At 69.5% G+C, this 22,960-nt stretch carries 21 protein-coding genes and 4 pseudogenes; 13 read left to right on the forward strand and 12 right to left on the reverse strand.

Annotation, left to right across the window (positions count from 1 at the left end; translation table 11 throughout):
- Nucleotides 1-623 precede the first annotated feature (623 nt).
- Nucleotides 624-750 (reverse strand): annotated as a pseudogene (locus AV521_RS52865) (IS5/IS1182 family transposase); the annotation flags it as partial.
- Between the two features lie 275 nt (nucleotides 751-1,025).
- Between AV521_RS52865 and AV521_RS48800 the strand changes: the two are divergent.
- A complete protein-coding gene (locus AV521_RS48800; protein ID WP_143658692.1) occupies nucleotides 1,026-1,265 on the forward strand; it encodes a hypothetical protein in 240 nt (79 codons plus the stop codon).
- Between the two features lie 490 nt (nucleotides 1,266-1,755).
- Here AV521_RS48800 and AV521_RS32340 read toward each other — a convergent pair whose 3' ends face one another.
- The gene (locus tag AV521_RS32340) at nucleotides 1,756-2,268 is read right to left on the reverse strand and encodes a hypothetical protein (RefSeq protein ID WP_143658693.1); all 513 of its coding nucleotides are present in this window, start codon (nucleotides 2,266-2,268) and stop codon (nucleotides 1,756-1,758) included.
- 74 nt (nucleotides 2,269-2,342) lie between these two features.
- Here AV521_RS32340 and AV521_RS51340 point away from each other — a divergent pair.
- From AV521_RS51340 to AV521_RS46910, 5 genes and pseudogenes are all read left to right on the forward strand, one after another.
- A pseudogene (locus AV521_RS51340) lies at nucleotides 2,343-2,763 on the forward strand (transposase); the annotation flags it as partial.
- A gap of 312 nt (nucleotides 2,764-3,075) precedes the next feature.
- Nucleotides 3,076-3,816 (forward strand): class I SAM-dependent methyltransferase, encoded by a 741-nt coding sequence (locus AV521_RS32350; RefSeq protein ID WP_076093424.1) that lies wholly within the window; start codon nucleotides 3,076-3,078, stop codon nucleotides 3,814-3,816.
- A gap of 1,048 nt (nucleotides 3,817-4,864) precedes the next feature.
- Nucleotides 4,865-5,881 (forward strand): alpha/beta fold hydrolase, encoded by a 1,017-nt coding sequence (locus tag AV521_RS32355; RefSeq protein ID WP_076093426.1) that lies wholly within the window; start codon nucleotides 4,865-4,867, stop codon nucleotides 5,879-5,881.
- 53 nt (nucleotides 5,882-5,934) lie between these two features.
- Nucleotides 5,935-6,207: pseudogene (locus AV521_RS52870) on the forward strand (helix-turn-helix domain-containing protein); the annotation flags it as partial.
- Nucleotides 6,208-6,810: 603 nt separating this feature from the next.
- Nucleotides 6,811-7,545, forward strand: a pseudogene (locus tag AV521_RS46910) (YceI family protein).
- 74 nt (nucleotides 7,546-7,619) lie between these two features.
- Here AV521_RS46910 and AV521_RS32370 read toward each other — a convergent pair.
- The 4 genes from AV521_RS32370 to AV521_RS32380 form a co-directional block, all read right to left on the reverse strand.
- Complete coding sequence (locus AV521_RS32370; RefSeq protein WP_076093428.1) at nucleotides 7,620-9,950, reverse strand: MFS transporter; 2,331 nt, start codon at nucleotides 9,948-9,950, stop codon at nucleotides 7,620-7,622.
- 41 nt (nucleotides 9,951-9,991) lie between these two features.
- Complete coding sequence (locus tag AV521_RS32375) at nucleotides 9,992-10,423, reverse strand: hypothetical protein (RefSeq protein ID WP_076093430.1); 432 nt, start codon at nucleotides 10,421-10,423, stop codon at nucleotides 9,992-9,994.
- A 272-nt stretch (nucleotides 10,424-10,695) separates the two neighbouring features.
- Complete coding sequence (locus tag AV521_RS51345; protein WP_256725766.1) at nucleotides 10,696-10,827, reverse strand: hypothetical protein; 132 nt, start codon at nucleotides 10,825-10,827, stop codon at nucleotides 10,696-10,698.
- A 366-nt stretch (nucleotides 10,828-11,193) separates the two neighbouring features.
- Nucleotides 11,194-11,592 carry a metalloregulator ArsR/SmtB family transcription factor gene (locus AV521_RS32380; RefSeq protein WP_076093431.1) on the reverse strand — a complete coding sequence of 133 codons (399 nt, stop codon included), beginning with the start codon at nucleotides 11,590-11,592 and terminating at the stop codon, nucleotides 11,194-11,196.
- Between the two features lie 152 nt (nucleotides 11,593-11,744).
- Between AV521_RS32380 and AV521_RS32385 the strand changes: the two genes are divergently transcribed.
- Together AV521_RS32385 and AV521_RS32390 are read left to right on the forward strand one after the other, a co-directional pair.
- Nucleotides 11,745-13,721 (forward strand): heavy metal translocating P-type ATPase, encoded by a 1,977-nt coding sequence (locus AV521_RS32385; RefSeq protein ID WP_076093433.1) that lies wholly within the window; start codon nucleotides 11,745-11,747, stop codon nucleotides 13,719-13,721.
- Nucleotides 13,718-14,119, forward strand: a complete 402-nt coding sequence (locus AV521_RS32390; protein ID WP_076093547.1) for a hypothetical protein — start codon at nucleotides 13,718-13,720, stop codon at nucleotides 14,117-14,119. Before AV521_RS32385 ends, AV521_RS32390 begins: the two co-directional genes overlap by 4 nt.
- A 141-nt stretch (nucleotides 14,120-14,260) precedes the next feature.
- Here the strand turns inward: AV521_RS32390 and AV521_RS32395 are convergent, their stop codons facing one another.
- From AV521_RS32395 to AV521_RS32405, 3 genes are read right to left on the reverse strand one after another with little or no spacing between them, the layout of a single operon-like run.
- Nucleotides 14,261-14,803, reverse strand: a complete 543-nt coding sequence (locus AV521_RS32395; protein WP_076093435.1) for a GNAT family N-acetyltransferase — start codon at nucleotides 14,801-14,803, stop codon at nucleotides 14,261-14,263.
- A 43-nt stretch (nucleotides 14,804-14,846) separates the two neighbouring features.
- Nucleotides 14,847-15,290 carry an RNHCP domain-containing protein gene (locus AV521_RS32400; protein WP_076093549.1) on the reverse strand — a complete coding sequence of 148 codons (444 nt, stop codon included), beginning with the start codon at nucleotides 15,288-15,290 and terminating at the stop codon, nucleotides 14,847-14,849.
- Between the two features lie 23 nt (nucleotides 15,291-15,313).
- Nucleotides 15,314-15,679: an RNHCP domain-containing protein gene (locus AV521_RS32405; RefSeq protein ID WP_076093437.1), complete on the reverse strand. Its 366-nt coding sequence runs from the start codon at nucleotides 15,677-15,679 to the stop codon at nucleotides 15,314-15,316.
- 350 nt (nucleotides 15,680-16,029) lie between these two features.
- Between AV521_RS32405 and AV521_RS32410 the strand changes: the two genes are divergently transcribed.
- Both AV521_RS32410 and AV521_RS32415 read left to right on the forward strand, forming a co-directional pair.
- The gene (locus AV521_RS32410; protein ID WP_076093439.1) at nucleotides 16,030-16,416 is read left to right on the forward strand and encodes an AbrB family transcriptional regulator; all 387 of its coding nucleotides are present in this window, start codon (nucleotides 16,030-16,032) and stop codon (nucleotides 16,414-16,416) included.
- A gap of 297 nt (nucleotides 16,417-16,713) precedes the next feature.
- A complete protein-coding gene (locus AV521_RS32415) occupies nucleotides 16,714-18,672 on the forward strand; it encodes a nitrate- and nitrite sensing domain-containing protein (RefSeq protein WP_076093441.1) in 1,959 nt (652 codons plus the stop codon).
- A gap of 187 nt (nucleotides 18,673-18,859) precedes the next feature.
- Here AV521_RS32415 and AV521_RS32420 read toward each other — a convergent pair whose 3' ends face one another.
- Both AV521_RS32420 and AV521_RS32425 read right to left on the reverse strand, forming a co-directional pair.
- On the reverse strand, nucleotides 18,860-19,054 hold the full coding sequence (locus AV521_RS32420; protein WP_076093443.1) for a hypothetical protein: 195 nt from the start codon (nucleotides 19,052-19,054) through the stop codon (nucleotides 18,860-18,862).
- A 181-nt stretch (nucleotides 19,055-19,235) separates the two neighbouring features.
- Nucleotides 19,236-19,991 carry a TetR/AcrR family transcriptional regulator gene (locus AV521_RS32425; protein ID WP_179023539.1) on the reverse strand — a complete coding sequence of 252 codons (756 nt, stop codon included), beginning with the start codon at nucleotides 19,989-19,991 and terminating at the stop codon, nucleotides 19,236-19,238.
- A gap of 121 nt (nucleotides 19,992-20,112) precedes the next feature.
- On the opposite strand from AV521_RS32425, the gene AV521_RS32430 reads away from it, so the two are divergent.
- The 3 genes from AV521_RS32430 to AV521_RS52355 are packed head-to-tail and all read left to right on the forward strand — an operon-like array spanning nucleotide 20,113 to nucleotide 22,464.
- Nucleotides 20,113-20,469 carry a darcynin family protein gene (locus tag AV521_RS32430; RefSeq protein WP_076093445.1) on the forward strand — a complete coding sequence of 119 codons (357 nt, stop codon included), beginning with the start codon at nucleotides 20,113-20,115 and terminating at the stop codon, nucleotides 20,467-20,469.
- Entirely contained in the window at nucleotides 20,462-20,881 is a 420-nt protein-coding gene (locus AV521_RS32435) for a hypothetical protein (RefSeq protein WP_076093447.1), read from the forward strand. Before AV521_RS32430 ends, AV521_RS32435 begins: the two co-directional genes overlap by 8 nt.
- A 23-nt stretch (nucleotides 20,882-20,904) precedes the next feature.
- Nucleotides 20,905-22,464 (forward strand): multicopper oxidase family protein, encoded by a 1,560-nt coding sequence (locus AV521_RS52355; protein ID WP_305965203.1) that lies wholly within the window; start codon nucleotides 20,905-20,907, stop codon nucleotides 22,462-22,464.
- Here AV521_RS52355 and AV521_RS48805 read toward each other — a convergent pair.
- Nucleotides 22,449-22,703 (reverse strand): hypothetical protein, encoded by a 255-nt coding sequence (locus tag AV521_RS48805; protein ID WP_143658694.1) that lies wholly within the window; start codon nucleotides 22,701-22,703, stop codon nucleotides 22,449-22,451. The genes AV521_RS52355 and AV521_RS48805 overlap by 16 nt on opposite strands.
- Nucleotides 22,704-22,960: the final 257 nt, after the last annotated feature.

A 22,960-nucleotide genomic window follows, 5' to 3' on the forward strand; every position in this document is an offset into this window, starting at 1 on the left:
GTATTCCGTCCGGGTGTGGGGGTGATCAGCTGGTAGCCGAAGTTCTGCTCGGCAGGGTCCGTCGAGACCATGGCGTGCGAGCGGTAGCGCCGTTCCGCGGACAGCGCGTATGTGTCTCAGGTCGGCGTCGTCACGGTCATGATCCGAATCTTCCTATTCACCACTGACAGCGGTATCAACACCCACAGCAAGGAGCTGTCCCGGCCCCGGCGTCGGCCTGCTCCGTGCGGGCATGACGCACAGCACGCGGAGCACTCACCCGGGTGCGGCGGACGTGGCCAAGGCGCTTCTCACCGGTGACGGTGCCGAGTGGGACCGTTCGTTCACGATCCTCACGCATGAGCCGGAGGCGGGCTGGTCGAACGCCGTGAGGCGCTGCCGCCCGTCCATAAGGCGACCGTGGCGCGCCTAGGCCGACCCGCGCTGCCGGGCGGCGCGGCCCACGCGCCGCGTGAGTCATTTCAGCTCTGCCTCTGGGCGCGGGCCGTGCTCAGCTCGTAGGCACGGTCGGGCAGCGTGGGCGAGATCCACAAAGGCCGCCCTGCCGGGTCGGCCACGACCTGCGCGTTCACTCCGTGCGGACGGAGATACCCAAGCCAGCCGCGATGTGTGCGGATGTGCGCGAGCGTGTCGTACCGACGCAGGTGCAGCCGGCCGACCAGCACGCCGGGGCGGCGGGAGATGGCAGCGGCGGTCATGCTCACGGGTGAAAATGAGTGTGGTGACCCACTCGACCAGAGAATGAGGCAGGTCGAGTTCGGCAGGACAGGAAACTGTTGCGCCGGTGGGGTGAAACGTCGAACACCTCCCTCAACGGCACGGGAGCCTTGTCCGTTGCGGACACCAACGCCGTCACCCCATCAGCGGCCACGCTGAAAATGTTCACTGAGCGATGTGCTGCGTATCGCGGTCAGCCGAGGTCGGCGCATCCCCGGAAACGCGTTCTGATCCGTCTCTGGGGGGCGGCTCACCCGCTCGGATGCGCTCGGCGCGACACCGGTCGCGAGGGTGTGCATGGTGATTTCATGATCACTACACCTCACCCCAAGAAGACCGTTTCTCGGATTCCGCGAGTATTCGCGGTGTGTGCCGCCGTGGGCATCGCTTGTGCGGCGGGGGTGGCGACTGCCACGTCCGCCGTGGCCGCGACGCCCGCCACGCACGTCGTCACAAAGGCCGCCCCGGCCTACGGCGGCGGCCACGGCGGCGGGGACGAAAACAAGTGCGGCAACGGCCTCCTCGACCTCCTCAACTTCTGCAACTGACGGACAGCGGCCGGTAGTTCCTTCCCGGCCGACCGCACAACCGCACGTGGAGTAAGTCCGCCCACCCACCCCTCAGGGCGGTCAGGAGCAGGGGCAGGATCCCTCTACCTGACCGCCCTGCCGACCACAACCGAAGGCCTGCGCCCACTGCTCCGGCCGGGGCGGCAACCTTTCCGTGCGGGGCGGCGACGGCAATGACAGTCCATTTCTGGACCTTCGAATCGGGCCGCCGTCTGCCCTACACGCGGCAGCTGGACCGTAAAGGCCTGGCCGCCGCCCCCGGTCGGCAGAGCCCGAGTGAACGCGAGCCCGATTCACCGGTTTGCGCCGGTCACGAGCGAGACCGGTGCTTCGATCTCCGCGGCGCGCCAGGACCGGATTCATGGTTTCGCACGTACCGCGAGCCCTGCATCACGCGTGGCCGTGGTGCGGCTGAGCGGTGTACCACGTAATGGCCGACTGATCACCCATTCGGCGGCCGTGCGCAGCGTCAGGCCCAGCAGCGGGGCGCGCTTCTTGCTTCACGGGTCGTCATACGCCCCTGTGATCTTCTCCCGAACGCGTTCGGCTTCTTGCGGCGTATCAGCGGCGAAATACTTCCGCCAGGCATTCCAGTGCGGGATATGTTCCAGAAGTCCTCGACCTCGGCTACGGCGGCGACCAGCTTGTCACCCAGCTCGCGTCTCTGCGCGACGCTGGCTCGCCATCGAGTGCGGGGCGGGGACGGCTCGCCTTGAATGCCTTGACTGCGGAGGCCGGGCCAGCCTCGGCATCCTCTGTTTCGAAAGAGGGACATGGCGATGTCGGACATCGCCTCGTCCGCCGCGGACACCCCGCCGACGGACCAGACGCGCAGGAGACCCTTGTACGCGCCGTAGGCGTGAGTGGGCCCCTTGGCGGCCTCGCGGGCGAAGGCTGTCGTCTCGTCGAGCAGGGCGTCATCGGGGATGACCTGGTTCACCACGTCGGCGTCGGCCACCACATGGCCGAATACGCACAGCACGTGATGGCACAGATCCACCACTACGCATCACGCGGGATGAGCGCAGCTGGCATGCACCTCTTCGAAAGCCTGCGTTGGGTGCCGTCGGAGCCGTTGGACATCGTCGGGCTGGCGATGGACGAAGAACGCAGTGGGAGATCTTCGAGGATGTGGCGCCGGAGCTCCCGGCATGGGCGCAGAGCAGCGGACCGTGGCGGTGCGACGACCGCGCCGTGCTCGCAGCGATCATCTTCGGCGCCGCGTCGGGCTGTACATTGCGGCAGACGCCGCCGGTCTTCGGTGCCTCCCGGCAGACTGTCCATCGACGCTTTATGGACTGTCGAAGGCTCGGGCGTGGGCGAAGCCGTACCGAATGGTGCTGGATCGGCTCGGCTCGAACGGCGAGTTGGACTGGACGCGGTGCGCCACCGTTTCGGTCAGTGTCCGGGCAGTCAGAGGGGGGTCACCGGACCGAATCCGACCGATCGTGGCAAGCGCGGGTCGAAGATCCACGTCAGGTCACCGGAATCGACGGCCACTCACGCTTCCTCGTGATCGCCGAGATCGTGGTCCGCCGAGACCGCGCCCGGCAGATGCGCTGTTCGAGCGGGCCTGCGGGGAGAACAGCATCGTTCAGCGGCTTACCGAGCGGGACGTCTGCGACGTCGGGCCGACGATCGCATCAGTCATCCGAAATGAACACGAAACAGCCGCTGCGTATTTGTGGCTTCCGCCAGTACAAAGCCCCGCCGCCAAAGGGGGAGACTTCCCGCCAGAGGCGTTCGGCCTGTCCCGGTGGCCGATGCCAATGAGAGGGGGAACAGTACGATGAGCGGTCAGCTTTACGACGAGATCGGCGAGGCATTCGAGGGTTTCAAGACCCTCCCTCTTGCGCGCTATGCGGAGGTCCCCGGATTCCTCGCCCTCGTCGGCGACGTGAACGGCAAGTCGATCCTCGACCTGGCCTCCGGAACAGGCTTCTACAGCCGGGAGTTCAAGCGCCGCGGCGCATCCCATGTCCTCGGCGTCGACATCTCCGACGCGATGGTCTGTGCGGCCCAGGCCCTGGAGGACCGCGACCCGCTGGGCGTGCACTACGAGGTCGGCGACGTCGCCGAGCTGCGCACTTTCGAGCAGCGGTTCGACATCGCGGTCGCGGTTCAGCTGTTCAATTACGCCGAGGACATCGCCACCATCGAGCGGATGTGCCGCAACATCCACCGCAGCCTCGTGGACGGGGCCGAGTTCTTCGTCTTCGCGCAGAGCCCGGACTTCCGTTTTGACGGGCCGTCCTTGGCCAAGTACGGCTTCCTCTGCGAATCGACCGGCGAGGAATCCGAGATCGGGCCGCGAGTGAGGATCACCGCACTCCTCGACCCGCAGATCTCGTTCGTCGCGAACCCGCCCTGCCAGGAGGTCTACGAGAAGTGTCTGGGGGCGGCCGGATTCAGTGAGATCACCTGGGTTCCCCTGGATGTCTCCGCCGCTGGCGTGCGCGAGTACGGCAAGGACTTCTGGGACGACTACGCCGCCAACCCCCCGCTGACGATGCTGCGCTGCCGCGCGTGACCCCGAGCAGCCTGTCCCCGGTTCGGCCGGGGATGGGCCGCCATCCGGCTCAAGGCCGCAGGCCCCATTGCCCTGTGGATGGCCCTCTGCCCTGCGCATGCCCGGAGGCTCCCCGTAGTTGCGTGAGTCCGGCTCATGGGCCGTGGGCAGATTCGTGAGTGGGGTGCGATGCCGATTCTCGCGGACGCCGACCTCGTGCCGCCGGGCCCAGCCGGAGCCGGCGGGGCTACCCGAACCCAGTCCCGGCAGTAGTTGCTGGGTGACGCTGTTGTGGAGCACGTGCAGAAGGCGGCCAGAGCGGCATCTGCCTTCCGTGTTTGCGGTATGTGAGTCCGATGTCGCCGATGAACCATCCCTTTGCCAGGACGTCCAGGCGAACGTGTGAGGCGGGATGCCCTATTGAGCGTCCTCTTGCACGTCCGTTCCACTGCCGCCCTGAGGGCGTGTGGGGGGCGCCACGGCTCATACCGACTTCTCCACGGCCTCGGCGAGGTTGCGCCACGGATGCCAGCCGTCTGCGATCTGCTGGGCATGCCGGGCTCCCGAACGAGCGCCCTTGGCGCAGGCACCGGCCCGGTCACGGCAGATGATCTCCGCCCAGGGGCGGCGGCGCAGCCATGCGGCCAGCGGCTCGGCGTCCCGCCGACAGGGACGTCGAGCGGCTGGCGGACCTCAAGGTCGTCGCCTAGGAAGGCTGCTTGGCGCCCCTGCTCTTCAACGCGGCACCCAGACGAGCGCAGGGGCGGCCGACCAGGCACAGCGCGATCGATGCGAGCACGCTCGTACCAGCGGGCTTAACGGGTATGCGGGCTGGCCAGCCCGGGACCTGCGCTGCGAACGTCACTGCGGAGCAACGGGTGTTGAGGCATGGGAACCGGCGCACCGCGCGCTCGATCACGACGGACGCACAGCCCAACGGCACGTCCGCCAGTCGAAGGACGTCGAGCCCGCGGGCACCTCACCAGCCTGGCGCTACTCCGCCGGGTGTAAGTGATGAGCCGCCCGCCGTACGACGCCAACTCCCCGTGCGTTTGCCAACATCGAGGCCATGAGACACCGCACGCTGCACGTCAACGGCATCAACGTCCATATCGCCGAAGCAGGGGAGGGGCCGTTGGTCATCCTGCTGCACGGCTTTCCCGAACTGTGGTACTCGTGGCGGCATCAGTTGGGCGCCCTCGCCGCGGCCGGCTTCCACGTCGTCGCCCCTGACCTTCGCGGCTATGGCCAGACCACAGTCCTGCCCGACGTCGAGGCGTACCGCATGCAGGCGATGGTGGACGACATGGTGGGCATGCTGGATGCGCTGGACGAGCCGACCGCTGCGCTGGTCGGTCATGACTGGGGTGCCCAGATCGGCTGGGCGTGCGCCCAGCTGGCCTCCGAGCGGTTCCCTGCTCTGGCCTCGCTGAGCGTGCCCTACCACCGGCGGCCCCCCGCCCCCATGACCCAGGCTCTGCGCCGCTGGGCAGGCGACAAGTTCAACTGGCTGCTGTACTTCCAGGCTCCCGGCGCCGCCGAAACCGAGCTGCAGGCCGACGTCGAGCGCTCGATGCGCCTCATCTTCTCGGCGCTGTCCGGGGACGCTCCCGAGGGTCTGGCGGTCAGGCTGCTGACCGGCCTGCCCGCCGACTCCAGGCTGCTCGACCCGATCCCCGAGTCCGCGAACCTCCCGTCTTGGCTGGCCGAATCCGACCTGTCCTACTACGTGGAGGAATTCCGCCGTACCGGCTTCACCGGCGCGCTCAACCGATACCGTAACGTCGACCGTGACTGGGAAGAACTGCCTGCCTTGGGTGCGACCGCGGTCCGCCAACCGGTGTTGTTCGTCACCGGCGAGTTGGACACCGCCACACGCTTCATGGACACAGATGCCATGCGTCAGTACGTGCCGGACCTTCGCGGTCCGGTCGTACTGCCCGGCTGCGGCCACTGGATCCAACAGGAGCGTCCCCGCGAGGTCAATGCGCTCCTGGTCGACTTTTTGTCCTCCGCCACTGTCCAGTCGGCCATCGGGTCTCCTGAAGCCTCCGCCGCCCCCCATGACCTGCGACGACCTGAGTAGAACACCGCCTGCGGCATCGATGTAGGGGAGGCGCCGCATGAGGTGTGAGTGGAATGGCTGAGGTCGAAGCGTCGCGCCGCAGTCGGATCACGCCCGAGCGCGCGGCCGAGCTGCACGAGACCGTGCACGACCTGCTGCGTGAAGTCGGATATGACGCGCTGACCATGGACACCATGGCACTGCGCACCCGGTTCAGCAAGGCGGCGCTCTACCGTCAGTGGGGCGGCAAGGCCGAGCTGGTCGTCACGGCGATGCGGCAAACCAAGCCAGGCAGTATCACCGCGGTGGACACGGGATCGCCGCCGGGCGACATACACGCCCTGCTGTCCCAACAGGAGGAATCCAGCATCCAACAGACCTTAGCGCTGAGCGAGGTCCCCTCGGACAACCCCGCACTGGGCTATGTGGTGCACGACTGACACGGCACGCTCGTCATCCGCACTCTGATCGACGATCAGCTGCCGACACGGGCGTTCTTCGCCCCGTATCTCGACGTCGTGGTGGTCCTGCCCGTTTTCGGCGTCTGATTCCTGCCCCCTTCCCCAGTCCCCATCCGCGCCCCGACTCCCAGCCGTATCTGACACGGCCGCTGCGTCGTCGGGCCGATCCGCTCCCGCCCTCAACCACTCCACGACCGACCGGGAGTACGTCCCGTGCCCACCTTGCTTCCAGGAACGGTCGATTCGCCTTCCAGCGAGGCCACTTCATCGCCCTGTTCTGAGCCGCACTGCTGTCCGTCGCCGACGTCGCGGCATTCGACGCGCGGCGTGAGAGCGGACGGCTTCGACCTGGAGCTGAGCCGTGGCGAGGGTGCCACCAGGTCGACGAAGGCGCCGGTTCGTACGGCCGCGCAGACGTGCGAACCGGCACACCAGGGACCCGGCCGGGGCCCGCCAATTCGCGTCCGTGGACTTCGAGAGGTAACGACCATGACCACCACCGGAACAGGCGGCAGCCTGCGGGCCCGGATCCGTACCAGGCACGGCTGGGCCGTCCCGCACGCCGTGCTCACCGTCACCGACATGGCGGGGCAGCAGATGCTGCGCCAGGAGGCGTCGCAGGACGGCCTGGTGACGACCGACACCCTGGCGCCCGGGACGTACACAGTGATCGTCACTGCCGTCGGCCATGGCCCGGTCGCCTCCACCGCCATCGTGACCGCCTCCGGCGGCGCTGACCTCGGCACACTGGTGCTGACCCGCGCCGGGGGCGTGGAACTTCCGCCGCCCGGGCCGTGGACGATCGACCCGGCGCAGTCCTCCGTGAGCGCCGTCGCCCAGCATCTCGGACTGACCAGTGTGCATGGCGTTTCAAGGAGTTCGGCGGCCGGATCGAGGTCGCACACGACCCGCTGTCGTCGAGCGTGGAGGCGGTCGTCGAGGCCGCCTCGATCGACACGGGCAATGGGATGCGCGACGGCCACCTGCGTTCCGCGGACTTTCTCGACGTGGATGTCCACCCCAAGATCACCTATCGCAGTACGGGCCTCACTCCGGCGGGCGAGGCCCGCTGGACTGTGCAAGGCGAACTCGCCCTGCACCGGCCCGGACCCGTGGAGCGGCGTGCGGGCCTCGTTCCGCGCCACCACCGAACTGCGGCGCGAGGACTTCGCCATGAGCTTCATCCAGGCCGTCCAGGGCGGGCAGCTGCCAGCCCTGGGGTGACGGCGAAGGCATCACGAAAGGCGTCCGCGCCCGGGATGTGCCGGGCGCGGACGCCTTTCGTGTGCCGGTCGGGGCTACGCCTCCTTGTGGCCCAGCTGTATGTCGACTCCGCCCTGGCTGCCGTCCAGTGTGACCTGGGTGGCCACCGGCGGGTAGCCGGCGGCGATCACGGTGTACTGCTCACTGGAGAGGTCGGTGAAGGAGTAGCTCCCGTCGACGCTCGTGGTGCGCGTTCCGACGACGTTGCCGGCGGAATCGATCAGGGTCACTCGGGCGTCCTCCAACGCCCGTCCGTCCTGGGTGTGCACCGCTCCCCGCAGGATCGCCGCGGCGGAAAGCCGGATGTCGCAGCGGGTGGCCGCGGCGGAGACGGTGGCCGGCACGGCGGCCGGGCGGTGGCCGGGCGCGCTGATGCCGAGTGTGTAGTCGCCGGGCAGCAGGTCCCCGATCAGGTAACCGCCGTCCATTCCGGTGGTGGCGGAAGCCGTCACGTCACCGTGCTGGTCGGTGGCCACCACCAGGGCGCCGGGCAGGGCCTCCCCGTCCCCGCCGCGCACCGTGCCGGCCAGGCCGCCCGGGTTGGGCAGGAGCACGAGGTCGTGGGAGACGGGTGTGTCGTTCAGGGTCAGTGTGACGACCTGCGGCTGGTACCCGGGCGCCGAGCCGATGAGGACCAGGGTGCCGCGCTCGGGAGTGTCCACCGCGTACGAGCCGTCCGCACGGGAGGCGGCGCGGGCCAGCTGATGCCCCGCCGTGTCCAGCAGGGTGATCGCGGTGCGTGGTACGGGTGCGCCCACGCCGTCCCGCACCTGTCCGCGGACCATGGCCGAACCGCCCGCACCGACGGCCGGAAGTGCCGCCGTGGGGGCGGCCCGCCCGGTGGCCTCGGCGTCAGGCGTGGCCGTGGCCCGGACCTGCGCCTCGGAATCCGCTGCGGGCAGGCTCGCGCTCTTCCTGGCGCGGAACAGCAGCACGGTGACGATCACGGCGAACGCGAAGAAGCCGGCCGACCACCAGTAGGCGACGGTGTAGCTGTGCAGCGCCGCATTCGCCTTGACCAGTGGGTCGGTCAGGTGGTGCTTCGCGTAGTCGGTGGCGGCGCTGGCGGCCAGGGTGTTCAACAGCGCGGTGCTGATCGAACCGCCCACTTGCTGTGTGGTGTTGAGGGCTGCCGAGGCCACGCCCTGGTCGCTCGCCTGCACGCCCAGGGTGGCGTAGCTCATCGCTGCGGGCATCGACATTCCGAGCCCCGCGCCGAGCAGCAGCAGTGGCGGCAGCACATGCGCCGCGTAGCTGCTGTCCAGGCCGAGCCGGGTCAGCCAGACCATGCCGCCCGTGGCCAGCAGCATGCCGATGGGTACGACGATCTTGGGCCCGATCTTCGGCACCAGCCAGTTGGTGGACAGCTGCGCCAGCACCATCAGCGCGCCGACCGTCGGAAGGAAGGCGACGCCGTTCTTCACCGGCGAGTAGCCCAGCGTCGACTGCAGGTAGTAGGTGAGGAAGAGAAAGACGCCGAACATCCCCGCGGACGAGATGAGCACGGTCGACAGGGCGGCGGCGCGGTCGCGGTCGGCCAGGACGCGCAGGGGCAGTACGGGGTGCTTCGCACGGGTCTGCCAGAGGAAGAACGCCACCAGCAGGACGCCACCCGCGGCGAGGAAGCCCCAGGTCATCCAGTTGCCCCAGTCGTGCGTCTCCGCATTGGCGAAGCCGTAGACGATGCCGAACAGGCCGCCGGAGACCAGGACGGCACCGAGGATGTCCAGCTTCGGCTGCTCGGCTGCGACGGAACGGCCGATGAAGACGATCGCACCGATCAGCGCGGGAACCGCGATGGCGTCGTTGACATACAGCGTCCAGCGCCAGTCCAGGTACTCGGTGAGCAGGCCGCCGAGGACAAGGCCCACGGCGGCGCCGGAGCCGGCGATGGCGCCGAATATGCCGAACGCCCTGGCGCGTTCCTTGGGTTCGGTGAACGTCGTGGTCAGCAGGGAGAGTGCCGCCGGGGCGAGCAGGGCGCCGAACAGTCCCTGCACCGCGCGTGCGACGACCAGCATGGCGAAGCCGTTGGCTGCGCCGCCGATCGCGGAGGCGGCGGCGAAGCCGACGACGCCGATGATGAAGGTCGTTTTTCGGCCGAAGAGGTCGGCGAGTCGGCCGCCGAGCAGGAGCAGACTGCCGAAGGCCAGGGAGTAGGCGGTGACGATCCACTGCCGCCCGTTGTTGTCGAAGCCCAAGTCCTGCTGGGCGGACGGCAGCGCGATGTTCACGATCGTGGCGTCGAGCACGACCATGAGCTGGGCGAGGCCGATCACGGCCAGCGCCCACCATCGGTGCTTCGGTGGGGCATGGGTCTGGCCGGACGGCCCGGCCTGGACGGTGGCGACCGGGATGGCTTCCACGATGGGGCTCCCTCATGGGGCTCGGATTGCTCAGTTGTGCGTCAGCACCGGCAGGACGACGGTGTCCGCGGAGCGCGCCGTCGTCGGACGCGGCACGACAAGGGGATGGCCGCGTCTTTGGCCCGTGTGGCCGCGGCGCAGGGCGCGTTCCGGCATCCGCGCCGGATCTCCGTTCCTCGTCCGGCCGACGTCTCGTAGCGGTCCCCGCCCTGGCTCTGGCGGGGACCGACCTTGTGGGCCGGTGCTGTCGCGAACTCGTACGGACCGCCGCACGGCGAGCCGCCGTTCTCCAGGCGGATGGAGTTGCGGCGGCCCTGGAACCGCGTCCAGACGGCGACGGCGACGCTGACGGCGGTGAGTCTCGTGTCGCCCATGCGTGGCAGGTCGGCAGCTGCCGCGAAGCGCTCCCAGTCCAGAGTCGGGCTGGTGCGCCACGCGCCGCTCAGCTCGGCCTCCGAGTCGGTCGTCGTCATGGTGTCCGCCCGCCATCGGTCCGAAACGGTTTCGTACAGAAAAGATAGGCAATCCTGCAGCGAAACTCAATCGTTTCGATCGTTACCCCTGTCGGCTGTGGGGCAGGTCACAAACCGGGTTGTCCCGCCACCTCTGCGAAGCGGAGCCCGCCGGCGGCGAAGATATCGCCGTAACCGGTCATGTCCTCGGGCGTGAGCGTGGTGTTCAGGCCTACGTCGCGCCGTGCTCGTCGAGCTGACGGCGGGAGGGGCGCAGCGTGTCGTCTGCCCCCTCATCGCCGGGGAACCTTGCGGGCGATGTTGAGCCGGTCGCCGTTCTCGCTCGCAGCGTCGAACAGGGTGACCTGGTGGCCGCGTTCGGCGGCGGTCATGGCGCAGGCCGGGCGGGCCGGACCGACGTCCACGGCCGGGACTCATCTGCGCGGCCGGGTCAGGGGAAGTGCGCGGGTAACTCCTTGATGGTTCTGCGGTGTTGATGTGGTTGGTGGTCACGAACAGGGCCACCCCCAACCGTCAGGTGCGGGGGAGCTTCCATGGCTGATCGCCTGTGAGGGGCTCAAGTGCCGAGTTCTGGTCGTGCCGCTTGGCCCTTTAGCCCGTGCGGGATCAGTCCCTGGCCGTCATGTTCATGGGGTGCCGTCGGGTGGCCGCGACTGGCACAACGATGCCCGTACCGGTCGGCCCGCCCGGTCGGGGTTCTGGATGTCGCGGCCGGGCATCCGGGGGGACCGGTTCCGGCGTCCGCTTAAGGCAACGCCTGTCAGGGCTGCTCAGAGCGCCCCGGTCGCCGCGTCCGCCGTGGCTGGGGCGGTGGGCTTGTCGCGCATGCCCAGGCGTAGGTGCTCGACGTGGTAGAGGGCCTGTTCCAGGAGTTCGGCGACGTGGTTGTCGTACAGGGCATAGATGACGGAGCGGCCCTGGCGTTCGGTCGTGACCAGGCCGAGGTTGCGCAGTAGGCGCAGTTGGTGGGAGCAGGCGGACTGTTCCATGCCGACGGCGTCGGCCAGTTCGGTGGCGGCGCACGGGCCTTCCTGGAGCCGGGTCAGGATGTGCAGCCGGGAGGGGGTGGCCAGGGCCTGGAGCGTGCTGGCGACGTGGGCGGCGCCCACGGTTTCCAGACGCTCGCGCGCGGTGCTGGTGGTGGTCTTGGCGTCAGCTCGGTGGCCCATGGCATTCATCCTACGGAGTCGGTTTCATGAACGCATGAATGAGTCTTCATGTAGTCCTGTACGGTGTAGGGAGCGGTGCCCCGGTGTGTCCGGCTGTCCGCGACCTCGTCATGCCGTTTTGCCGTCGTCCGTCGTGAAGGACCTCCGTTCCGATGACCTCCTCCACTCTCACCCCGCCCGCACCTGCTCAGGCCGCGCGTGAGGGCACCGCGCTGCGGCGTCGTACCCGTGTCCTCGCGCTGCCCGAGGCCCGTTGGGCGGCTGCCGCTCTGGTCCTGTACCTGCTGGCGCTGCCCTTGCAGCTGACGGGTGCCCCGTCCTGGGCGTGGGGGCCGCTGTACGTGCTGACCTATGCGGCCGGAGGCTGGGAGCCGGGTTGGGCCGGTCTTCGGGCGCTGAAGGAGAAGACGCTCGACGTCGACCTGTTGATGGTGGTCGCGGCGCTCGGGGCGGCGGCGATCGGCCAGGTGATGGACGGCGCGCTGCTGATCGTCATCTTCGCCACCTCCGGCGCGCTGGAGGCCCTCGCCACCGCCCGCACCGCCGAATCGGTGCGCGGTCTGCTCGACCTGGCACCGGCCATGGCCACCCGGCTCACGGCGTCCGGCGAAGAGGAGGCCGTCGCGGTGGAGTCTCTGGCCGTGGGCGACACCGTCCTCGTGCGGCCAGGCGAGCGCGTCGGTGCTGACGGGAGGGTCCTGGACGGCGCGAGTGATGTCGACCAGGCGACCATCACCGGTGAGCCGCTGCCCGTGGCCAAGGTGAGGGGCGACGAGGTCTTCGCCGGCACCCTGAACGGCACCGGTGCCCTGCGGGTGCGCGTCGAGCGGGACGCCTCCGACTCGGTGATCGCCCGGATCGTGCGCATGGTGGAGGAGGCGTCCGAGACCAAGGCGCCGACCCAGCTGTTCATCGAGAAGGTCGAACAGCGCTACTCGCTCGGCATGGTGGCCGCGACCCTCGCTGTCTTCTTGGTGCCTCTCGCCTTCGGCGCGGCCCTGACCGGCTCGCTGCTGCGAGCGATGACGTTCATGATCGTGGCCTCGCCGTGCGCGGTCGTCCTGGCGACCATGCCGCCGCTGCTGTCCGCCATCGCCAATGCCGGACGGCACGGTGTGCTGGTGAAGTCCGCAGTGGTCATGGAGCGCCTCGGCGAGGTCGAGGCGGTCGCGCTGGACAAGACCGGCACGCTGACCGAGGGCACCCCGCGCGTCACGGACGTCCGCCCGCTCGCCGGAGCCGGGCTGGACGAGAACCGGCTGCTGAGGCTCGCCGCGGCGGCGGAGCACCCGAGCGAGCATCCGCTGGCGCGGGCGGTGGTCGACGCGGCGCGTGAACGGGGCCTGGACCTGCCGGTGGTGGAGGACTTCGGCTCCACGCCCGGCGTCGGGATCACCGCGACCGTCGACGGACGCAAGGTCGCCGTCGGGGCGCCGGCGCGGCTGCTGGACGGGGCCGAGGACCCGCGATCCGCACGGGCCACGGTGGTCGCCGGTGAGCTGGAGGACGGCGGCCGGACCGCCGTCCTGGTCACCGTCGACGGCACCCCGGCCGGGCTGCTGGGCCTCGCCGACCGGCTGCGTGCCGACGCCGCAGCGACCGTGTCCACCCTGACCGCCCTCACCGGTGCCGCGCCTGTGCTGGTGACCGGCGACAATTCCCGTGCTGCCGCCCGTCTGGCCGCCGAGGTCGGTATCGACGACGTACGGGCCGGGCTGCTGCCCCAGCACAAGGTGGCCGCCGTGCGGGAGTTGGAGCGGTCGGGCCGCAAGGTGATGGTCGTCGGTGACGGTGTCAACGACGCACCGGCTCTGGCCGCTGCGCATGCCGGTGTCGCCATGGGCCGGGCGGGCTCCGATCTCGCGCTGGAGACGGCCGACGCGGTGATCGTCCGCGACGAACTCCGCACCGTTCCGGCCGTGATCGGGCTGTCCCGGCGTGCCCGCACGCTCGTCGTGCAGAACCTGGTCGTCGCGGGTGTCTTCATCGCGGGGCTGGTCGCCTGGGACCTGATCGGCACCCTGCCGCTGCCGCTGGGCGTGGCCGGCCACGAGGGCTCCACCGTCATCGTCGGTCTCAACGGGCTTCGACTGCTGCGCGAGGCGGCGTGGCGGCGGGCAGCCGAGTGAGCCGACGCAAGCCCCCGGTCCCGGTGCGGGACGAGCCCCGGTGCACGGTCACCGTGTGCCGGGGCTGCTGCTGCGGCACCCCCAAGATCCTCGGAGTCGACAGCACCGCCCAACTCGCCACATTCAAGGCAGAGTTGGCCGCAGTCGCCCGGGTCCGAGCGGTGAACTGCCTCGACACCTGCGAGCAGGCGAACGTCATTGTGGTCCAGCCGTCCTCTGCCGGCCGGGCCGCGGGCGGCCGACCGGTATGGCTCGGGCTGGTCAACGACCCCGACGCGACGGCCGACATCGTCCGCTGGGTCCGCTCCGGAGGCCCTGGGCTCGCCGACCCGCCCGCCACCCTGGACCTGTACGAGTTCGCTCCGTCGCGGCGAGTCCGCCGAGGCGCCGAGCGCTGAGCGGCCGAGGCCGCTTCGCCTGGCCGGTGGCCGTACGCGCAGGTCGGGGGCGGGGCACCGAAGACCGAGTGCCCCGCGCTGATTCCGGTCGGCGTTCGTGCGGTGGCGCTGAGGCCATCGACTACCTGGTCACGTCCTGCGCTACGTTCTGGTCCTCTCCGGTTGCTCCGGCTGGTAGGCGCGGACCGCGTCGGTCATCGGCTTGCCGAAGCTCATGTCGCCCGTCGGGATGGGGCTGCCGTCGAGGGAGAGGACCATCTTGGCCTCGTCAGGGCCGGCGCTCAGGGTGCAGGTCACTCCGTGGGCGGCGGCGGGCTCGAAGCCGAAGCGCGGGTAGTACGTCGGGTGGCCGAGGACGGTCACCGTGCGTTCGCCCGTGTTCCGCGCCGTGTCGAGTGCGGCGCGGATGAGGGCGGAGCCGACTCCGAGGCCCTGGTGTTCGGGAGCCACCGACACCGGGGCGAGTGCGAGGGACGGGGCGGTTCCGATGCTCGCGCGGGTGAGGAGGGCGTGGGCGATGACCCTGCCGTGGTCGTCCTCGGCGACGAGGGAGAGCTCCGGGATCCAGCACACGTCCGTGCGCAGGGCGTCGACGAGTTCGGCGTCCTCGGGGGAGCCGAATGCCCGGGTGATGACCTCCCGTACGTGTGGGGCGTCGTTCGGGGCCTCGGTCCTGATCTTCATGGTGATGGGGGGGGGCCTCTCAAGTTGGTCTGGTGGCGTCGTGTCAGAGGGAGAGCAGTGCGCGGTGGGCGATGTCCGTGCCCGTGCCGTGGAGCGGTCTGAGGGCCAGGCGCACCAGAGCGAGCGGGTTGTCGTCTCCCGCGATGCGGTTGGCGCTGAGTTCGCCGCAGGCCAGGCACTGGTGGATCAGCATCCACTCGCCATCGGCGCGCGCGGACATGCTCATGGCCTCCATACGGCCCCGGCAGGTGGAGGCGCGGTCCCCCGGGATGCGGTGGTCGACGTGCAGGCTGGCCAGGCAGTTCGGGCAGTGGTTGCGGTGTGCGGTGCCCGGGGTGTCGAGGGACACGTCGAGGCGGCAGCCGACGCACTTGAAGTCGCCTGCGCGGTGGCCGCCTTGTGTGTGGAGCACGTCCTTGTGCCGCTGTGAGCGGCGCCGCCGGGTCGAGGACTGACTGCTGCGGGGGGTGTTGTTGTGCCGTGGCACGGTCGTCTCCTCCTTCCGGCCCGTCACAGGGCGCCGAACGCTTCGAGCGGGAACGGCGGTTGGGCGAGCGGGCGGACGGCGATGCGCATGAGGATGAGCTGGTTGTCGTCCGCGCAGATCGGGTTGGAGGTGAGTTCGTCGCAGCGTACGCAGCGGTGGATGAGCATCCAGTCGCCGGTGCGCAGTACGGCGATGGCGATCGGCGACATCTGCCCGTGGCAGTCGTTCGGGCCGCCCTCGACATGGTCGGTGACGTGCCGGGAGTGGAGGCACGACGGGCAGTGGTTGCGCCGAGTGCCGTCGGCGGTGGCGGCGGTCACGGTGAGGCCGCACCGTACGCAGGCGAAGGTGTCGATCTTGAGGGTGTGGAACGGGTTGTGGGTGGACACCCGGGTGCTCCTTGCTGAGAGACGAGATGGCAGCAAGAGCAGGCCGAGCGGCCTCGCCGATCAGGAGCCACACGCATCTGCCACGGCCTTACGGAAGGCGTGGGGCGTGGGCTGCCAAGGCACCGGATGCTCACGTCCGGTCGCCGCGCGGAATCGGCGGCGGAGAGACCGGAGTGTTACGCGGTGCGGTGAGGCGCGCTCGGCGCGGGCCGGGTCATAGACACACCCTTTCGAAGGCACGAAGCCCCAGTGGCCGGGTGGTATGACCCGGTATGCGATCAGAAGTACGGGAGTCAGGGTAACGACTCGCGCGAAGCCCTGGCCAATGAATATTGGGGAGAAGCACCGGCATGCGGGCGGTCGGTGGCTCGGTGGGCGGTTTTCTGCCTGTTGGGTCTGTTCAGGTCCATGCGCATTGGTGTGGCTTCGAATGGACCCGGCCACGCCTGCCACGCCTGCTCCGTGACCACAGCGGCCTGCTCGCCTGGGCGGTCACCGCCTTCACCCACATCACCCTCGGCAACCTCCACCTCGTCACCACACCCGGCGGCATCGACGCCGCCCCGGCCACCGCCAGCGCCTCCAATGCCAACGTCACCCTTGTCTTCGCTGTCCAGGCCCTGTGCCTCTTCCTCATGGTCCTGGCCGCCCCCGCTTTGATCCGCTGGATCCTCCACCGCCGCTCTACCGCCCGACCCGGAGCCGGTCCGATGCCGCCCCGCGCCGAGGACACGTAGCGGATGGCACGACGGCAGGGATCCCGGTGCCGGCCGAACGCTGAAACCACAGGACCGTTCTTCCGGTGTGCCGACCGGGGGTCTCTTGATCGCATCTGTGCTGACCTGCGGGGACGCCTCTCCGTAGGTCTCACCCAGGCGGTCCGCACCCGCAAGGTGTGCGCACCCGACGGCCGAGCCCGGTGCGCGCCGTCGCCCGTCTCACGCTTGCTGTGTGTGCCGGGTGAGCACCTGTGAATCGATGTCTTACGAGCTGGAAACGAGGGGCCTGCCGGGCCGTATCTAGCCTCAAGGGGTATGACGGGGAACCGAATCCGCAGACCTGACCAGTCCGTCCGCCTTCCCGGCTGGGGCTCCATCCGTGGCCGAGTGGCCGTCGTCCTTGCCGTACCCACCTGCCTGCTCCTCGCCCTGACCGGGCTGGCCGTCTCCGACCGTATCCACGACTGGTCCGCGGCTCGGGCCACAGAGTCCCAGGTCGGCGTCCTCCTACAGGTGCAGGACCTCATCCGTGAACTCCAGCGGGAACGCGGTCTCACCAACGGTCTGCTGGGCGGCGCCGAGGCGTACCGGGACGATGTCCACAGGCAGCGGGCGCGCACCGATGAGGCCCGCATGTCGTTGAGTGCGGCGTTCTCGGGGGAGAGTGGTGATCTGCCGGGGGCTGCGGCCTCTGCCCTCCGCCGGGCCCAGCTTCCCCTCTCCGGCCTCATCAGCACCCGTTCCGGCGTCGACACCGGCACCGCCGACCGCGCCGCCACCCTCCGCTTCTACACCCGGGCCATCAACGGCCTGATCGACGCCGAATCGGCCGGCGCGCCCGCCGTCGACCGCCGTATCGCCCAAGGCGTGCAGGCATTGCAGGCCCTCGCCCGCGCCACGGAGGCCGTCGCCCTCGAACGCGGCTCCCTGAACGGAGTGTTCGCGGCGCGACGCTTCCACTCCGGCGAGTACCTCGACTTCACCGATATCCGGGCCACGCGCGTCGCCGCGCTCGGCCAGTTCCGCCAACTCGCCGACAGCGCACAGGAGTCCGCACTCGAACAAGCCTTCAAGACGTCCGCCGCCGGCCGCGTCAGCGCTTACGAGGCCAAGGCCGAGTCGGGGGCCGACGGCTCGCGCCTCGATGTCGCCCCGGTCCGCTGGTGGGCCGACATGACGGTGCTCGTCGACGACCTGCACGGCGTGCAGAAACAGGTCGGCGACGACGTACGAGCACGCGCGGGCCAGGTGGGCGACGCGGCCACCCGGCAGCTCATCGGTTTCCTGACCCTGGGTTCACTGATCCTCGCCGTGGCCGGTGGGCTCGCGGTGCTCTCGGCTCGCTCCATCACTCGCCCTCTGGGTGCCCTGGCAGACGAGGCCGACGCGGTCGCCGGCACGAGGTTGCCGGACGTGGTCAAGTACATTCAGGAGGCCGACCCCGACACCCCACCACCCGCGGACCCCGACCCGGCCGAAGTACCCGGCACCGCAAGGGAGATCACCCGGCTGGCAGCCGCGCTGCGCAACGTCGAGCGCACCGCCGTCGGCCTCGCCGCCGAACAGGCCGTCCTGCGCCGCAACAGCACCGAGTCCCTGGCCGGCCTCGGCCTGCGCAACCAGGCGCTCCTCACTCGACAACTCGGCCTGATCACCATTCTGGAGAGCCAGGAGCTCGACCCGGACGCTCTCGCCGAGCTCTTCGAACTCGATCATCTGGCCACGCGCATGCGCCGTAACGCCGAGTCCCTGCTCATCCTCGCCGGCGAGGGGCCGCCGACGCGTCCATGGCCTGGCACGACCACCGTCGCCGAGGTGGTGCAGTCGGCCGTGTCCGAGGTCGAGCAATACCAGCGGGTCGCTCTCACCGGCGTCGAGCCGTGCCGTGTCCGAGGCCACTGTGTCGCAGAACTCTCGCATCTTCTGGCCGAGTTGGTGGAGAACGCCCTGATGTTCAGTCCGCCCACGCAGCGCGTCGAGGTCTGCGGCTGGCGGGACGGCGGCGAATACTGTCTTGCCGTGATCGACCAAGGAATAGGGATGACTGCCGAGCGGATGGCTCAGGCCAACGCCCTGCTGTCCGGCAAGGGCAGCTCACTGCTCGCGACACCCACCAGGTTCCTGGGCCACCACGTCGTCGGCGCGCTCGCGACCCGGCTCGGCGCCCAGGTCGAGCTGCGGCCCACAGAGGGTACAGGCGTCACGGCCTATGTCGCCCTGCCCGCCGCACTCGTCCAGCAGCCGGACATCTCAGCCGCGACAGCCACCACATGACGGCCCACCGACGTCCCACCGGCGGGCCGTCTGTGTTCAGCTGCGTCATGGTCGCGGATGCCCGCCATAGGTACACGGAAGCCGCGGACACCCTCGCGAGGGCCGCCATGCCGGGCCATGAGGCCCGTGGAAGCCGCCAAGCCGCCAAGCCGACATGGCGAGCGTGAGAACGTCGGTGACAGTGGCCTCAAGAGGGGGCGCGCCCTGGCTGCACGGCCCGGTGGTGGTACTCGTACAGACCATCGATGTGCGGGCCGGGCAGTTCCAGGGTCCGTTCGTGGTCGCGGATCAGGGACAGGCTGCGCAGGGCCACGTCCACGCCGGGCGCTTCGGGGGTGTCGTAGCGTTCGTCGTCGAGGGCGGCCTCGTGGACGAAATCCACCGCCGTCCGGATGCCTCGTTCTCCCGGCACAGCGCGGCCGACGCCAGCCGTCACAACCCGACGTAACCCGCGCCGCCAAAGATCTCCAGCGGAGGCGCAGCCCCCCGTTTCCCGCACCGCGGGACCCGCTCCTGGAGCCGTCGAAGCGCCGGCCGAGGCCCTGACCTCGGCGCGGTAGGGGCTACTGGTTGTCTTGCGGGTCGGCTTGCAGCAGTTCCAGGATGTCGCGGAGGTTGTGCTCGAACAGCGGCTCGGGATCGGTCAGGGCGAAGTTCAGGTGTCCGAACACCTCCACGGACACCACGCCGTACAGGCGGGACCAGGCGAGGACGAAGACGTACAGCGTTTCCAGGGGCGGCTGTTCGGAGCCCAGGTGCTCCCGCATCTCCTCCAGCTGGGGGAGCCAGTCCAGGTCGAGGGTGCCGGGCTCGGGTCGCGAGAGGATGCCCGTACGCCAGAATTCCGTCATCAGGTCGACGAAGACGCCGCCGAAGCGCCAACTGGCCGCGTGGCAGGGGTCGCCCGGTGCGCAGTCGGCGTCGGGCATCGGCTTGCTGAAGATGAGGGCGAACTCCGGCTTGTGGCTCAGCGCCCAGGTCCGTAGGGCTCGGGCCGTGCCGGCGAAGCGGCCTCGCGGGGACTGCTCGGGTGCCTGGTCGCAGGCATGCCGCAGGGTGGCGGCCAACTCGTCGTAGAGGGAGGCCGTGAGTGCCTGGACCAGCTCGCGGTGGTCGGCGTAGTAGCGGTACAGGCCCGGCGCGGTCATCCCCATCTCGCGCGCGATGGCGCGCAGGGAGACGGCGGCGGGGCCCTCGTCCACCAGCAACTGGCGTGCGTGGCCCAGGATCTCGGACTTCGTCTCGGCGCGCTGGCGCTCCCGCGCCTCTTCGCGTTGCCGCGCCCGGCGCGTCGACACTGGCGCGAACTCGCTGCTCACGGCTGTCTCTCTCCTGCTCTTCGGCGGCTCCGCCAACCGGCCCGTACTTGACAATGTTAACGCCGATCATTTGAAGTAAACGCCGTAAGCTTACAGCGTTTACGTACGGGGAGCAGCTGTCGTGAAAACCACGATCATCCTGACCTACACCTTCACCCCAGCCTGGCTGGCGCTGTCCCGCGAGGAGCGGAACGCGATGGCGGGAGCCCACATCCACCCTGTGTTCGCCAAGTACGCCGACCGCGTCTCGGCCCGCTTCTTCGACGCGGAGGCGTTCACCACGGACTTCTCCGACTTCGCCATGCTGGAGACCGACGACCTCAAGGCGTACTACTTCCTCGTCGAGGAGCTGCGTGACTCGCCGTTGATCTCCCAGGGCTACCTGGTCATGAACAACATCTTCATGGGCGTCGAGGCGGGGTTCCAGGCGTTCGAGGCGCACATCGCCACCGGTGAGGATGAAGCGACGCATGGCTGACACGTCCGGCATACCATCTGCGGAGCCGCCCCGTGCCTTGCCCCTCACGCTGCTGCGCGCTACCTCGCTGCTGTTCCTGTTCGACACCTTGCTCCAGGCGGCCCTGGCCGGTCTGTTCATCACGGGTGATGTGGGATTTCTCGACCTGCACGCGGCCAATGCGCAGGTGCTCGCAGCTCTCAGCCTGGTCGAAGCCGTGGCCGCCCTGCTGGTGTGGCGCTCGATGAGGGGACCGGCGTGGCCGTTCGCGCTCGCGCTCGGACTGATCGTGCTGGTCGGAGCCCAGATGGGGCTGGGGGCTGCCCGGATGCTGGGTGGCCATGTCCCGCTGGCACTCGGTGTGTTCGGGGTGGGCGTGGCCCTGGCCTGCTGGGCGTGCACTTACCAGCACGGGGAGGGGAAGCGCGGGTGACGTCGCGTCGACGATTCCTGGGGGTGACAGCCGGTGCCACAGCCGGGCTCGCCATACCCGCCGGAGCGGCGGCGTACGCGAAGTGGTCGGGCGAGCGCACGGGGACCGTCCTGGCCAGCAGGATCCGCCCGCCGCGCCAGTTCGCGGTGCCCCTGCCCGTACCGCCGCGCGCCCGCCCTTCGCGCACGACGGGTGGCACCGACTTCTACGACATCACCCAGCGCGAGGGATCCGTGGAGATCATCCCCGGGCTGAAGACGACTGTCTGGGGCTACGACGGCATCTTCCCCGGCCCTACCTTCACTGTCCGTTCCGGCCGCAGGACAGAGATACGGGTTCTGAACAAGCTGTCCGTGCCCACCTCCCTGCACCTGCACGGGGGTGTCACCCCGCCGCACTCCGACGGCTACCCGACCGATGTGCTCGTCCCCGCCCAGTGCGGCGCCGAGTTCAAGGCGCGGGGAGTGACACACGGCAAGGAAGGCATGGGGAGCATGCACGCTCCCGCGTCCGACTGGACGGTCTGGGAGGGCTACAAGACCTACACATACCCGATGGACCAGCGGGCCGCGACGCTCTGGTACCACGACCACCGCATGGACTTCAGCGCCCCGCAGGTCTGGCGGGGCCTGGCCGGTATGTTCCTGGTCCACGACCAGGAGGAGGACGCCCTCCCGTTCCCCGGCGGCGAGCGGGACATCCCGTTGCTTATCTGCGACCGCTCCTTCGAGGAGGACGGCTCCTTCCGCTACCCGGGCCACTCGCCGACCTGCACGGGCACCCCGGGCGTCCAGGACGCCTACATGGACGGTGTCCTCGGCGACGTACAGCTGGTGAACGGCGCGCCCTGGCCCGAGGCGGAGGTCTCCGCGACCCGCCATCGCCTCCGCCTGCTGAACGCCTCCAACGCCCGCCGCTACCACCTCGTCCTGAAACGCGAGGGCGGCGGCACGCTCCCCTTCACACACATCGGAAGCGACGGCGGCCTGCTGGCCTCACCCCAGTGCCTGGACCGAATCCCCATGGCACCGGCGGAACGCTTCGACGTGGTCGTGGACTTCACCGACTGCCCGGTGGGGACTGAGGTCACCCTGGTCAACACCCTGGCGGATGGCCGCATGCGCCAGGTGATGCGCTTCCGGGTCGCCCGTAAGGAGAGGAAGGACGCGAGCCACGTCCCAGCCCACCTCTCGCGTTATACGGCGCTGCGCCCGGCGTCCGCCGTCGTCACCCGGCACTTCGACTTCCGCCGTTCCGACGACGCGTGGACCATCAACGGCCGCCCCTTCAGCACCTCGGAGATCCTGGCCCGCCCGCGCCTGAACACTGTCGAACGCTGGCGTTTCACCAGCGACTTCCACCACCCCGTGCATCTGCACCTGGCCCACTTCCAGGTCCTGTCGCGAGGCGGCCGCGTGCCCGAGCCCACCGACGCCGGCTGGAAGGACACGGTGGATGTCCGCCCGTACGAGGTCGTGGACGCACTGGTCCGCTTCCGCGGCTACCGGGGCCGGTACCTGCTGCACTGCCACAACCTGGAGCACGAGGACATGGCGATGATGGCCAACTATGAGGTGGTGTAAGGAGTACGCACAGCACCGGGCCCAGGGCCGCCGGTGTCAGCGAGTTGGCCGCCGATGAGGCGGATGTCCCCGCCGCCGTCCGCACTTGTGCAGGCCAGGACGTCTCCTAGGACGGCGCACTTTACGGCGGGACGCGGGTCGGTCGTGGCGAGCATCGGGCTGCTGGACGGGAAGCGGTTGTTGGAGGGAGAGGAGAACTCGTCCTTCGGCTCCGTCTTGATGGAGATCCTGGTGGACATGAAGTGGGGGCGGCAGGGGCGTCGACGGCGGGGTGGACGACGGGGCGGTCGTCGCCGTGGGTCGGCCGGCGAGCAGCGGCGATCCCGCGATCGTCGTCCAGGCCAGAGCGGCGGCCGAGAGGATGAGCGCTGCGATCGGCAGAAGGTGGCTCCGCAGACCTCTCCTCGGTGCCGAGGGCGCAGGCGAGAGCGGGAGTTCGGGCTGCTTGGGGGACAGCCGGTGTGCCCCAATGCCTCGCCAGTCACGATGTCCCAGT

Source organism: Streptomyces sp. IMTB 2501 (assembly GCF_001953885.1).
Classification (GTDB): domain Bacteria; phylum Actinomycetota; class Actinomycetes; order Streptomycetales; family Streptomycetaceae; genus Streptomyces.